The organism is Salinisphaera orenii subsp. halophila YIM 95161 (assembly GCF_003732545.1).
Classification (GTDB): Bacteria; Pseudomonadota; Gammaproteobacteria; order Nevskiales; family Salinisphaeraceae; genus Salinisphaera; species Salinisphaera orenii_A.
Window position 1 is genome coordinate 1 of record NZ_AYKF01000120.1, and the last position, 12214, is coordinate 12214.

Genomic DNA, 12214 nt, shown 5'->3' on the forward strand with positions numbered 1-12214 from the left:
AACCGCACGCGGTGGGCGATTAGCCGCCCAAGCCGCGGTCATCGCTGGCTTGATGCAATATCCGGGCTAGGCGTAACCAGGACCGCCCGTGAGGAGATGATAGTCGGACGGGGTGCAGATAAAACCGGCTCTGCCGCTCGGCAGACCGGTTTCGATGTCCGGGAACGGCGTGCGGAGTACTCAAGAATTATATCTAGGGATTCCCGTGCTACGGAGGGGAGACAACAAATGACCCGCGATCACAGAAAGACAAGTGAGGTGGCGCCGTTACGGCGTACGCGTCTGCATCGCACGCTGGGTGTGTCCGCGCTCGCGGCCCTGAGCTGTGTAGGCACCGCCAATGCGACCATAGAGACGGATTTCGGCGTGGACTACCGGGCCACGGGTTTCTACGTGGAGTCCGAATCGTTTGCCGTGCCGCAGGCCACCGCCGAAGATGGTCAGGTGCTGGACGATCAGATCGACCCGGATGACAGCGACAACGGCTTCGCGCATTACCTGCGCCTTAATGCGAACTTCAAGCATGCGGAGACCGGCGTCGAGGTCCACACGCGCGTGGAGTTGGCAGGCGATCGCTGGAGCGGAGACGCGCGCGGTTACGACACGACGGCGAGCCGTGCCTTCAACGCCGACAACAACGGCGATAACGTGCGGCTCGACCTTGGCTTCGTGCAGGTGCCGTTCGAGTTGGGCCTGTTGCGTGTCGGCCGCCAGGAGGCGAATTGGAACAACTGCTTCCTGGTCTGCGACGATCGTCGTGATCGGGCGCTGTTCCTCACAAAGCTGGGCGATATCAGCGCCTTCATCGGCTACGACCGTCGCCAGGACAACACGGGGTTCCTGAACGAAGATAACGGCAATCAGATCTTTCCCGGTCTAGTTGCTCCGCTGGGTGATTCCGGCTGGTCGCTCGGCTTTCTTTATGTTCACTGGCTCAACAACTACAACGGCGATCTCGTGGATGACGAGCCCGCTGTCACCGGTGTTGATGTCGACGGCAACCCGGTCTTGGCACCCGGCTCCACCGGCGCGCGTAACGTCTATGTTCTGTCGAACGCGAATATCTATTCGCCCTACATGCAGGGCAAGGTCGGCCCGATGGATGTGGCGTTCGGTGGCAACTGGCTTCACAACGGCAACGTCAACGCCAATCAGACGCCTGAAGACGGCGATTACTTTACCGAAGATGCCTATTCGGCCTACTTCCGTCTGGGTGCGGACGTGGGGATGTTCGAAATCAAGGGTCAGTATGTCGGCAGCTGGGATGGCGGTCTGATCTCGCCCGGGTTCGATACCTACTCGAGCCTGATCAACTCCAGTCCCGAATCCACGACCAACCCCACCAGCGTCTATCAGATGGGTCGGTACCTGGGTCGCGAGGGGTTCGACGAGTCGCTCTACATCGGCAGTGTCGGTGTCAACGTGACCGAGAAGTTCGCGCTTCGTGGTGCGGTCGGCTTTCTGGATATCGAGGCGCCGAATGCGACGGGCGGCACGGATAGCGACACCAGTACGGTCTATGACCTGCAGGCCAGCTATCAGCTCAACGAAGCGGTACGGACCTGGGCTACGCTCGGCATGCTCAAGGAGAACGACGTGGGTATGCTGCGGGGCAACAGCCTGGTAGGCGCCACGCCCAACGGTGGTAGTTTTGCCGACGACCGCGTGATTGCCGGTAGCGTCAACCTGGGCGTCGAGTTCTAGAGCCGTCCGGTGTCACTAGGGGCCTTCGGTTGCCGAAGGCCCCGTTTTTTATTGGAGTCAACGTGTTGGTGGATCATTTCGTGAAACACCTGTGTTCACTCGGCATGACCGTAGCCGCCGCGACGCTGCTTACTGGCTGCGCCTTCAGTCCGAATAGCGCAGATGAGCAGGCCGAACTCGCCGATTCCGATGCGGCCTTTGGCTACGAGCAATCGAATTGGGATCGTCCTTTCTGGCAACGCTGGGTCGACGACGCGCGTGCCCAGGGGCGCGCCGAAGGACAGCAGGCGGCGGCCCGGGCCGAGGCCCCAGCGGCTTCGTCGGTCGCCGTGAACGACGACGATTCCGGCTTGCGCCCCAAGGTCGGCGTCTACATTCAGGGCGCCGACCCTGATTCGCTCGCCGCCTATAGTCTGACCAATGCGCTGGCCGCGCGTGCGCGGGAGAAGGGCCTGACGCTGATCAAGCCCGGCGAACTCGATGATGCGGTTGGCGGTTCCGATGCCTGTGCGGCCGAAACGCCGGTGGGTTGTCCGCAATTGCTGTCGATCTTTCCGGGTATTCGCGGACTGTTGGTGATCACGCCTGAAACCGGCGGTTCCGGCCGAATGAACGTCGAGACGCGGATGCGGGACACCGACTTTGGCATCGAGTACGACAGCGTTTCCACCGCCTTGAACATCGGCCCTGACGATATCGGCGGTTCGGGGTCGGACATTGCGGTCTGGAGTGAGCGCATTCTGGATATGGCGGCTGACCGCATCGCGATCGCGCCGTGGTTCACTCACAGCTTCGCGCTCGAAGGCGACGACATGTACATCAGTGCCGGCCGCGAAGCGGGTCTGGCTACCGGCGACGTTCTGGCTGCCCATGGTGAGGGCTCGGTCGTGCGCTCGCCCAGTGGTCGGGTGGTGGCTTGGGAGCCGGGTCCCGCAGTGGGTCGTGTCCGGGTCAAGCAGTTTCTCGGTCCGAACATCGCCATCGTGGAGCAGGTGTCCGGACAGAGGCCCAATCCCAGCCATCGGTTGACTCTAGTCAAATGACGACGAGGGCCGCGTGAGGCCCTGCCTGCCGTCGATGCCGCCCGATACCCGCCTCTCGCCCGGGTGTGGCTGCCATTACGGCATGGGGCGAGGGCAGCCGTCTGTAACGCCGTGCCGATGTGATTGGTAGGCCGTGCCTCCGACCTTCTGGGGATGTCGTGCGTCCTATGTCACACGAGAAGTCTGCCATCCCGCTCTAGATTCATGATGGGGCGATTCGATTCGCGCAAGGTGCTCGAGTTGGGTTGCGGCATCCGCGTTGAATGATCGGCCTCAAGCACCGGTGCGTTGTCGCGCCCGGCGATCCCGGCAAAGAGGAAGTGACAGTGCCGGGCCGCATCAGTCCGTACGCGGCCCGGCTGCCGTTGGCTCGCCGCTATGAATCGAGTCTATTCACCGCCTCGATCATCCGTTCATTAACGCGGCGACTGTCAGGGTGATGTGGGCCAATGACGTGAACTACTCGTCCTCGTCCATCATGTCGCCATCTGCGGAGCTGTCCTGTTTCAAGGAGCCCGCGTTCTCGTTGTAGGTGTCGACTTCTTCGGACAATTCCTGCGCGGTATTGCTAGTGCCCTGCGGGGATGGGTCCGGGCTTTTCTCGAGCGTGCCGGTACGTGCTGCACTGTCTTCTTTCAGGGAGCCGGCGTTCTCGTTGTAGGTCTCGACTTCTTCAGACAGCTGTTCCGCAGTGGCGCTTTCGCCGTGCGACGATGAAGGATTGCCGGTATCAGTGTCCTCCGACGCCATCCCCGAGCGTGCGGCACTTTCTTCCTTCAACGACCCACTATTGTCGTTGTACGTCTCTATTTCGTTCGATAGTTCTTTCGACTCCGGCTGCTGGCTAGCCTCGTCGTGATCATGGGCCATGGCCGTGCCGAATACGCTCAGCGTGGCGGCGCACAGTAGGGCCTGAATCAGGCCGTTGCGTGTGGTGGTCCCCGGTCGATGCATCTCATGTCTCCTGCGTGGTATTTCTTCTATATCTCGCGGTCGAGCCCGTGGGCTCGTTCAGTCTACGCACCCGGCACGATTCGGGACGCATGGAGCGACCTGCCATCGTGCGGTGAATATCGCGGTGCCCCTTCGTCAATCGGACTCCGATTGTAGCCCGAGCGCATATAGAAAAGGCCGGAAGCCATTGGCTTCCGGCCTCGGTTTTCGGTCTGCGTGGACTTAGAAACGCACGGCCGAGAGGCTACCGCCGCTGGCGTTGTAACGGGTAAGCTCGGCAGCGAGTTCCTGTGCATCCGGCGTCGGGCCGCGTCCGCCATCGTCGGCCGGCATGCTCGTGGAGGGCACGAGCCCTTCGCTGGCGCTGGCGTTATAGGCTTCGATCTCGGAACTGAGTTCACGTGCGACCTGCGTGACCTCCGGCGCCGCATGGCTGTCGTCGAGACGGTGGCCGGGGATACGATCTTCGGTGTCCTGGCGGTTGTATTCGTCGAGAGCGGTAGCGAGTTCCTGGGCCTGCGGATACTCAGGCGCGGACTGAGCGGCGGTGGCCTGATTCGCATTCGCACGGTCGCCGAGCTCGCTGAGCGCTTCGGACTGGGCGAAACCCAGGCTCGAGAAGCCGATAAGGCCGGCAATCGCGGCGGCATGAACGGTCCGGGTAAGGTTGCTGTTACGCATTTCCTGTCTCCTTGAAAGGGCAACGTCGCCGCTCCGGGCGAGCGTTAAACTAAAGTCGTATTGAAATCCGAATACGTCGATAACGCTAAGGTCGGATAGCTGTATATTCAAGGAATGCGCTGCAACAAATGTTCGCTCTGTCGCTAATGCACTAATTAGGAATAGAAAATATTTGGAGGCCGATCTGCCTTACCGGAAATGGGGCGAGACGAGCGCGCTCATTGGCGTCGAGTGGGCAAGCGGGCTTGGATGAAATCGTCGTATTCAAACCCAAGCTGCGATATCTCAAAACGAGCGCGAACGGAAGGAACGCCACTGGCGCGTTGCGCAGCGAAGCCCCGGTCCGGCGCAAGATGCCGTTGCGTTGTCGCCGTTAGTGTCCCCTGCCTCCGATAGGCGCAACCGTAACTACGTGCAGTCGGGCGCATACCGTGGACCCACGCGCCGGCGCTGCGCGGCACGCGATGCTGGCGCAGTGAGTTCATGCAGTGGCGTTGGGGGTCGTTTGGCGGCAGCGGCAGGCAGCGGCAGGCATCGGCCTGCGGCGGGGCGGGCTGGCAGCGGCTCCAGGTCAGTGTCTTGCGCCGGTCCGCCATCGCCCGGCATCGCGATTGTTATCGCGGCCATGAGCGCGCCGGCCCTGTGGCTTTCAGCGATCGAAGCGCACAAGTGCCCGACCGCGGCAAACGATGCGCCCGGCCGCGTCGTGGCAGACGGTGTCGAGATCCACGAGTGCCTTGTCGTGGCGGATATGCGTGATCGTCACGCTCGCTGTCAGAGCCGTGCCCGCGGGGGCAGGGCGCTCGAACACCATCCGCTGTTTCAGGTAGTTGGTGCCGTGGCCGGGCAGACGTTCGCCGAGCAGGCAGGAGAACAGCCCCGCGATCAACGGCTCGGGGACGCTGTTGTGGGCCGGGGCCCGGGCCCCGGCGGTGCCGGCTAACTGCCACCAGTCGTCGATCTGAGCGGCGGTGAACACGTGCGCGATACGCGCGCTTGCACCAACCGTCAGCGCCTGCAGGCCGGGGCGGTCTCCACTCATCACTGCGGACTCGGCGCTAGGTGCAGGACGCAGTCGCCCTCGAGACAGCGCTGGCCATCGGGGCGGGTGATTCGCGTGCGAATCGCGAGCTCGTCGGCGGCTGCCGCGCCCTGGATCACGAGCGAGATCTCGAGCGACTGCTGCGTATACGCCGGCGCGGGGAAGGTGAGGTGCTGGCTGTGCATTGCGGCGCCCGGGTAGTGCTGCTCGAGCTGCGCGCGTACAAGGCTGAAGAGCAGCATGCCGTGGGCGACGGTGGCGCCGAAGCGGGTGTGCGCGGCGAACGCCGGATCGACATGGATCGGGTTGTGATCGCCGCTGAGCTGCGCGTACACGTCGAGATCGGCCTGGCTGAGCGTGCGCCGCGCGGTCATCGTCGTAATCGAGTTCTCAGCCGGCATCGCGCAGCGCCTGTTTGGTGATTTTGCCGACCGCGTTGCGCGGCAGCGCGTCGATCCATTCGAATACCGCCGGTACCTTGTAGGAGGCCAGATGGCGGCGACAGAAGTCCCTGAGCGCGTCGGTCTCGGCGGGGTCCCGATCGGGTCGGGACACCAGCCAGGCCTTGCCGACCTCGCCCCAGCGCTCGTGCGTGATGCCAACCACCGCGACCTCGGCGATCGCCGGATGATGCTCCAGTACGCGCTCGATCTCGGCCGGATAGACGTTCTCGCCGCCGGAGATGAACATGTCCTTGCGCCGATCGACGATCGTGTAATAGCCCTGCGCGTCGCAGCGGGCGATATCGCCGCTGCGCAGCCAGCCGTCGGCGGTGAAGGTGGCGCGCGTGGCCTCCGGCTGCTGCCAGTAGCCGGGCGTGACGCCGGGCCCGCGGATGAGCAGCTCGCCGGCCTCGCCCGGGGGCACGTCGCGCTCGTCGGCATCCACGATGCGGGTCTCGGCGAGCAGTTGTGGGCGGCCGACCGAGCCGAGGCGTTCGAGCACGTTGTCCTCGTCGAGCAGGAAGACCGTCGGGCCGGTCTCGGTCATGCCCATACCGGTGCGTACGCGAATACCGGCCTCGGCGAAGCGCTGTGCGACCGGCAGCGACAGCGCCGCGCCGCCGCAGCCCCAGGAGCGCACGCCGCGCAGGCGCTCGCCGCTGAAACCCGGCTGTTCGAGCAGGGCCTGGTACACCGCGGGCACGCCGAAGAACACGCTCGCGCGGTTCTCGAGCGTGTCGAGCGCCTGTTCGGGATCGAAACCGCGCGCGATCAGCACCGTGCCGCCCACGAGGAAAACCGCGCTGGAATAGAGATTGATGCCCGCGGTGTGAAAGACGGGCAGCACGTTGAGCAGCACGTCGTCGCCGGTCAGGCCCACGGCGAGACCGATGTTCAGGTAGTTCGCGAGCATCATGCGAAAGGTCTGGATGACGCCCTTGGAGCGGCCGGTGGTGCCGGCGGTGTAGAGCAGATACCAGGGCGTGTCCGGGTTCGCATCCGGGCGGGCGGCGAAGTCCGGTTCGACGCTTTGCAGATCGGCGTCGTAGTCGCGCCCGGCGCCGGTGTCGAGGCCGATCAGCTGCAGGCCGTCGCGCGCGCCTTGGAGCGCGTGCGCCGTCTCGGCGAACTCCGCGCCGTGGACAAGCGCACTGGCTTCGCAGTCGGCCATCAGCGCCTGCAGTTCCGGCTCGGCAAGGCGCCAGTTCAGCGGCACCAGGATCAGCCCGGCCTTGGCGCAGCCGTAGAGCATGGCGAAGAACTCGGCGCGGTTGTAGCCGAGATAGGCGATGCGCTCACCCGGCTGCAGGCCCCAGACCCGACGCGCGGCCCTGGCAAAGCGTGCCGCGCGCTCGTTGAGCTCGCCGTAGGTGTAGCGCCGGCCGCTGTCGATATCCTCCAGCGCCAGCCGTTCGGGTGTGACCCGGGCTCGCTGGGCGAGCACGTCGAACGTCTGCATCGCGATGTCTCCTCCTGCGTTTTCTTGTGCGCCGGCGTGTCGAAGTGCGGGCCGGCCCGTCAGCGCGCGGCGAGAAAGCGCGCCATGCCGGCATCGGCCTCGTCGCTTTCGATCTGGTCGAGAAATTCGCGGTATTCGGCATCCAGCGCGGCGCGGGTGCGCTCGATGTCGGGGCGGGTCAGCGCGAGCGTGCGCGCGACGCTCCTCGGCCAGGCGGCGCACAGCGAGGCGGCCATATCGAGGGCGAGCGCCTGGGCGCTGTCGTCGTCTGCCAGCCGATGCACGAGCCCGATACGCCAGGCCTCGTCGGCTCCGACCCGACGGTTGAGCAGCTGGATCTCCAGCGCCCGCGTGCGGCCGATACGCTCGGGCAGCAGCGCGCTCCAGCCGCCGTCCGGGCTGAACCCGACGGCGGTGTACCAGGGCGCGAAACTCGCCTTGGGCGTAGCGATCGCGATATCACAGGCCAGCATGAGCCCGAGCGCGCCGCCCGTGACCGTGCCCTGCACGCAGACCAGCGTCGGAAAAGGCAGGCGCAGCAGATCGAGGATCGCGGCGTTGAGCTCGCCGACAACGGCGGCGGCATAGTCGCGGCGCGCGGGGCGCGGCGTATCGTAAAAGGCGCGCACGTCGCCGCCGGTCGAGAACGAGCGGCCGGCCGCCGAGAGCACGAGCGCCCGCGGCGCGGCGGCGCGAGCATGGCCCAGGACTGCGCGCAGATCGCGGAGCAGGGCGGGCACGAGCGCGTTGTGGCGCTCGGCGCGCTGCAGGCGCAAATGGGCGATATCGTGCTCGATACGGTAACTGACGAGGGCATCGGCGCTCATGATCGCGGCCCGCTCAGCCGTGCCAGCGCAGGCACAGCGCGTTCCACACATAGCCCACGCCGGCGGCCACGAGTACGGCGAGATCGCCCTCGCGCAGCCGGCCGGCCTCGCGCGCCAGCATCAGGCTGAGTATCTGGTCGACTTGGCCGATATGGCCGTAGCCGTCGAGATAGATCGAGCGCTCGGGCGCCAGATCCAGCAAGGCCAACACCTGATCGTGGGCGCTGCGCTTCATGTGCAGCAGCGCCAGATAAGCGATGCTGTCGAGCGGCGCGTGCGAGCGTGCGACGGCCTGCTGGATCACCTGCAGGAAATTCGCCACCGAGCGGCTTTCCAGGCGTTCGCGCATGCCGATAGGGTCCGGCACCTGCAGGCGGTACTCGCCGATGTTGTCGGGCGTGAGCGGCGTGCAAGTGCCGCCGACGGGCACGCGCACGTCCTCCGACAGGCTGCCGTCGGTCACGATCGAGGCACCGAGTAGGGCATGGCCGGGCACGTCGCGCTGTACGACCGCCGCGCCCGCGCCGGCGCCGAGGTTGTACATGAAACGCACGTTGGGGTCGCGATAGTCGATGAGATCGGCGTTGCGATAGCCGCCGGCGACCAGCACCGTGCGTACGTCCGGGTCGGCGCGCAGCAGGTCGCGGGCGAGCTTGAGCGCAAGTACACCGGTGCCGCACTTCTGACCAATGTCGAAGGCGTAGGCGTGGTTGGCGCCCAAGTCGTGGGCCAGCTTGATGCCGCTGGTCCACACCGGATATTCCTTGTGCTCCTCGGTCATGGAGATGACGACGTCGATCGCGCCGGCGTCGATGCCGGCCTCGTCGAGGGCGTCGTGCGCGGCCCGTACCGCCATGGCGGTGGGGTGGTCCTGCGGCGAGGCCACTGTCTTTTCGCGAATGCCGAGCTTGTCGGCCACCACCGTCCCCGGCAGACCGCTGGCGGCGGCGATCTCGGCCGCACTGGTGCGGCCGCTCGGCAGATAAACACCGAGCCCGGTGAGGGCGGCCGTGGTCATCGCGGGCCAGTGGCCGTGGGCGCGATGCCGTGGCGGATGAAATCCATCACCGCGTCCAGCTCGGCATCGCCGAAGCCGTTCTCGGACCAGAGGCCGTAGCGCAGACCCAGGAAATGGCCCACACCCATGAGAATCCATACCCAGACCTCGAGATCGCCGTCGCGGATATCGCCTTTCTCCACGGACTTCTCAAGCGCGCTGATATAGCCGCGCGCGAAGTCCATGTAGTAGTCCTTGTAGATCTGTTCGTCCACGAACAGCGACTCCTGGACCACGCGATAGAGGTTCTGGCGCTCCGATACGAAATGCATGAACGCGGCCAGCCCCGCTCGCTCGGCCTCAAGGCGCGACAGGCCGTCCGGTATCGAATAGGTGAGCATGCGCCGCAGCTCGCGGCCCATATGGCGGACCAGCTCGCCCAGCACGTCCTCCTTGTTCTGGAAGTACAGATAGAAGGTGCCCTGGGCGACGCCGGCGCCGCGGGTGATATCGCTGATCGAGGCACGAAAGAAACCGGCGGTGCCGAACGCCTGCTCGGCGGCACGCAAGATCTTCTGGCGGGTCGCTTCGCCACGCGCTGTGGTCGGCCGCAGGGCCGGGCTGTCACTGGACGTCATGGCAAAGGTGACTGGTGAAACATGTTTCAGGTATGCTATCCGGGCTTTAGGAATACTGTCAATCGCGTTGATGCGCGGGCATCCGGCAAGGAGCGTCATGCGGGCATGAACAGCGTTGATCACCGGAGGCATCGGCACGATCGGCACCGAGGTTTGTGCCGCGCTCGCGGCGCGCGGCGATCGCCTCATCGCCGTGCATCACCCGGCGGAGACCGAGGCGGCCGCTCGCTGGCAGGTCGATATGCAGGCGCGCGGCGTGAGCGCAGGAGTCGAACGCTGCGATCTGGCCGAGTTCGACAGCGCGCGAGCGCGCGTCGAACCGCTGGGCGCCGACGGGGTGACGGTGGATATCCTGGTCAACGCGACAGTCAGCTCCCGCGACGCAGCGCTCAAGCGCATGCAGCCTGAGTAGTGGCAGGCGGTGATGCGCGCGAACCTCGACAGCGTGTTCAACGTAACCCGTAACCTCATCGAGGGCCTGATCGAGCGCAGCTACGGCCGGATCGTAAACGTGTCGTCGGTCAACGGCCAGAAAGGCCAGTTCGGTCAGACGAATTATTCCGCGGCCAAGGCCGGCATGCACGGTTTCACCATGGCCCTGGCGCGCGAGGTCGCGGCTGCGGGCGTGATGTTGAATACGGTGTCGCCCGGCTATATCGACAGCCCCATGATCCGGGCGGTGCCGGAGAAGGTGCGCGACCGAATCGAGCACGACATCCCGGTCAAGCGCTTCGGCACGCCGGCGGACATCGCCCGGGCGATCGCGTTTCTCACCGACGAGGCTGCGGGCTTCATCACCGGCAGCGACCTGTCGGTCAAAGGCGGCCAACACATGCGCTGATGCCTTTGTCGTGGCGTATTGGCGAGCGCTGCTTCCGGGCGAGATCCTATGCGGATACGCCCTTGTTCTCCCGCGTCAGCGGCGTACCGCCAAGCGCGTGATGGGGCTTCGACAGAGAGTAGGTGCCGCACCATCGCCGGACTCTCGCCGGCTGGCGGAAAGTTCCAGATAGGCCGTAATGGCGTTGACATTATGGTCACGCAATGAGGTTTCAGCGGGCTCTATGCTGCTCGTGCGCCATCGGGATCGCGGTTGCCGTAATCGTCGCCATGCGCGCACAGGCCGGTCTCGGTCGGCGCTGTGGATGACCGTCGCTATGGCCTGTGCCTGCAGTCGTGCGTGTCTGAAAACGCGAGCGTCCCGGGAATGCTCGTGCAGGTGCGCCATCAGCCCGTTTGCGGGTGGCGGCCTTTCGCGGCGGACGCGCACCGTAACGTCGGCGTACCGGCCGTCGTTAGAAGCGGGGCGCTGTAGTCGAGCGTGTGTTTTCTGGGGGCAACGCCGCGCGGTGACGCTGGGTGCGCAGGTCGTTTCTGTGTCGACGTGCCTCAATCAGCCTGGGCCAGGATCACGCTCGAAGCCTTGAACAGGGCGGTGGCGGTATCGCCGGCCTCGAGGCCGAGATTGTCGGCCGAGTCGCGGGTGACGATTGCGGCGAGCGTCATGCCGCCCGGCAGACGAATCACGATCTCGCCGCTGACGTCATCGGTGGTCACGCTCGCGACGATGCCGGCGAGGCGATTGCGGGCGGACAGCCGAGCGCTCGACAGGTCGCCCGCGGCGACGATCACCCACGAAGCCTTGACGAGCGCTGTGATCGGAACGCCGATCTCGAGTCCGAGATTGTCCGCACTCGCCCGGGTGACGATGGCGGCGAGCCGGTCACCACCGCGCAGGCCGATCTCGACCTCGGTGTTGACCCGGCCGTGCGTGATCTGTTCCACGTGCCCGAAAAGCTGATTGCGAGCGCTGGTGGTCATGGCGAGCCGTCCCATCAGGTCCATGTCGTCGGTCAGGTGCTGTACGCGGCGGTTCAGACGCGCCATGAAGCGTGCCTGTTCGGCTTCCGCGGCGCGATAGGTCCGAACGAGCCGTGCGCCCCGCTCGGTGAGGCGACTGCCGCCGCCGCCGACGCCGCCGGTGACGCGTTCCACCAGCGCGGTATCAGCCAGATTGTTCATCGCCGCGACGGCATCCCAGGCCGCCTTGTAGCTCAGACCCGCCGCCTTCGCCGCGGCCGAGATCGACCCCGTCGCTGCGATCTGCTCGAGCAGCGCGATGCGCGCGCCGCCGATCATCGTCCGCGTGCCGCCGATGCGCAGGTGGCTGTCGAGGTGCGCGTCGCTGTCGCTCATGCCTTGGCCCCTGTCGAAGTCGTGCCGGAGCATACGCCACGTCCGCGGTGCCCTCGACGGTCGAGTTATCAACACGGCTGCGGTAGGCTACGCCCGTCGCAGCCCCGGTAGCTCAGCAGGATAGAGCAGCCGCCTCCTAAGCGGCAGGTCGCAGGTTCGAATCCTGCCCGGGGCACCACAGGAAAGGGTCGGCCGAAGGCCGGCGCTTTCCTGTGGTTCTGGATCAAGCA

11 protein-coding genes, 1 tRNA gene and 1 pseudogene are annotated in these 12214 nt (G+C 65.5%); 4 read left to right on the forward strand and 9 right to left on the reverse strand.

The genetic code is table 11. From position 1 onward, the window contains the following. Window positions 1–228: 228 nt before the first annotated feature. Complete coding sequence (locus tag SAHL_RS14755; protein WP_123592185.1) at window positions 229–1704, forward strand: hypothetical protein; 1476 nt, start codon at window positions 229–231, stop codon at window positions 1702–1704. Between the two features lie 68 nt (window positions 1705–1772). Beyond that, window positions 1773–2747 carry a hypothetical protein gene (locus tag SAHL_RS14760; RefSeq protein ID WP_245968559.1) on the forward strand — a complete coding sequence of 325 codons (975 nt, stop codon included), beginning with the start codon at window positions 1773–1775 and terminating at the stop codon, window positions 2745–2747. A 459-nt stretch (window positions 2748–3206) separates the two neighbouring features. On the opposite strand, the gene SAHL_RS14765 is transcribed toward SAHL_RS14760, so the two are convergent. The 8 genes from SAHL_RS14765 to SAHL_RS14800 form a co-directional block, all read right to left on the reverse strand. Next, a complete protein-coding gene (locus SAHL_RS14765) occupies window positions 3207–3701 on the reverse strand; it encodes a hypothetical protein (RefSeq protein WP_123592187.1) in 495 nt (164 codons plus the stop codon). Window positions 3702–3923: 222 nt separating this feature from the next. Next, window positions 3924–4382 (reverse strand): hypothetical protein, encoded by a 459-nt coding sequence (locus tag SAHL_RS14770; RefSeq protein ID WP_123592188.1) that lies wholly within the window; start codon window positions 4380–4382, stop codon window positions 3924–3926. Window positions 4383–5031: 649 nt separating this feature from the next. Next, entirely contained in the window at window positions 5032–5424 is a 393-nt protein-coding gene (locus SAHL_RS14775; RefSeq protein ID WP_123592189.1) for a hotdog family protein, read from the reverse strand. Beyond that, a complete protein-coding gene (locus tag SAHL_RS14780) occupies window positions 5424–5798 on the reverse strand; it encodes a MaoC/PaaZ C-terminal domain-containing protein (protein ID WP_221177979.1) in 375 nt (124 codons plus the stop codon). The genes SAHL_RS14775 and SAHL_RS14780 overlap by 1 nt, the downstream gene beginning before the upstream one ends. A gap of 16 nt (window positions 5799–5814) precedes the next feature. Then, on the reverse strand, window positions 5815–7326 hold the full coding sequence (locus SAHL_RS14785; protein ID WP_123592191.1) for an AMP-binding protein: 1512 nt from the start codon (window positions 7324–7326) through the stop codon (window positions 5815–5817). 59 nt (window positions 7327–7385) lie between these two features. Beyond that, window positions 7386–8153: an enoyl-CoA hydratase/isomerase family protein gene (locus tag SAHL_RS14790; protein WP_123592192.1), complete on the reverse strand. Its 768-nt coding sequence runs from the start codon at window positions 8151–8153 to the stop codon at window positions 7386–7388. A gap of 13 nt (window positions 8154–8166) precedes the next feature. Beyond that, window positions 8167–9171, reverse strand: coding sequence for a 3-oxoacyl-ACP synthase (locus SAHL_RS14795; protein WP_123592193.1), 1005 nt, complete (start codon window positions 9169–9171; stop codon window positions 8167–8169). After that, entirely contained in the window at window positions 9168–9788 is a 621-nt protein-coding gene (locus tag SAHL_RS14800) for a TetR/AcrR family transcriptional regulator (RefSeq protein WP_123592194.1), read from the reverse strand. The genes SAHL_RS14795 and SAHL_RS14800 overlap by 4 nt, the downstream gene beginning before the upstream one ends. A 115-nt stretch (window positions 9789–9903) precedes the next feature. Between SAHL_RS14800 and phbB the strand changes: the two are divergent. Continuing rightward, window positions 9904–10629 (forward strand): annotated as a pseudogene (phbB, locus tag SAHL_RS18255) (acetoacetyl-CoA reductase). Window positions 10630–11177: 548 nt separating this feature from the next. Here phbB and SAHL_RS14810 read toward each other — a convergent pair. Further along, complete coding sequence (locus SAHL_RS14810; RefSeq protein WP_123592195.1) at window positions 11178–11984, reverse strand: TOBE domain-containing protein; 807 nt, start codon at window positions 11982–11984, stop codon at window positions 11178–11180. Window positions 11985–12085: 101 nt separating this feature from the next. On the opposite strand from SAHL_RS14810, the gene SAHL_RS14815 reads away from it, so the two are divergent. Beyond that, window positions 12086–12162 (forward strand) — tRNA-Arg (locus SAHL_RS14815). Window positions 12163–12214 lie beyond the last annotated feature (52 nt).

Bases quoted from the DNA above. Each gene is read 5' to 3' on its own strand.
- SAHL_RS14755 (WP_123592185.1), top strand. From the start codon at position 229: ATGACCCGCGATCACAGAAAGACAAGTGAGGTGGCGCCGTTACGGCGT.
- SAHL_RS14765 (WP_123592187.1), bottom strand. From the start codon at position 3,701: ATGCATCGACCGGGGACCACCACACGCAACGGCCTGATTCAGGCCCTA.
- SAHL_RS14770 (WP_123592188.1), bottom strand. From the start codon at position 4,382: ATGCGTAACAGCAACCTTACCCGGACCGTTCATGCCGCCGCGATTGCC.
- SAHL_RS14775 (WP_123592189.1), bottom strand. From the start codon at position 5,424: ATGAGTGGAGACCGCCCCGGCCTGCAGGCGCTGACGGTTGGTGCAAGC.
- SAHL_RS14780 (WP_221177979.1), bottom strand. From the start codon at position 5,798: ATGACCGCGCGGCGCACGCTCAGCCAGGCCGATCTCGACGTGTACGCG.
- SAHL_RS14785 (WP_123592191.1), bottom strand. From the start codon at position 7,326: ATGCAGACGTTCGACGTGCTCGCCCAGCGAGCCCGGGTCACACCCGAA.
- SAHL_RS14790 (WP_123592192.1), bottom strand. From the start codon at position 8,153: ATGAGCGCCGATGCCCTCGTCAGTTACCGTATCGAGCACGATATCGCC.
- SAHL_RS14795 (WP_123592193.1), bottom strand. From the start codon at position 9,171: ATGACCACGGCCGCCCTCACCGGGCTCGGTGTTTATCTGCCGAGCGGC.
- SAHL_RS14800 (WP_123592194.1), bottom strand. From the start codon at position 9,788: ATGACGTCCAGTGACAGCCCGGCCCTGCGGCCGACCACAGCGCGTGGC.
- SAHL_RS14810 (WP_123592195.1), bottom strand. From the start codon at position 11,984: ATGAGCGACAGCGACGCGCACCTCGACAGCCACCTGCGCATCGGCGGC.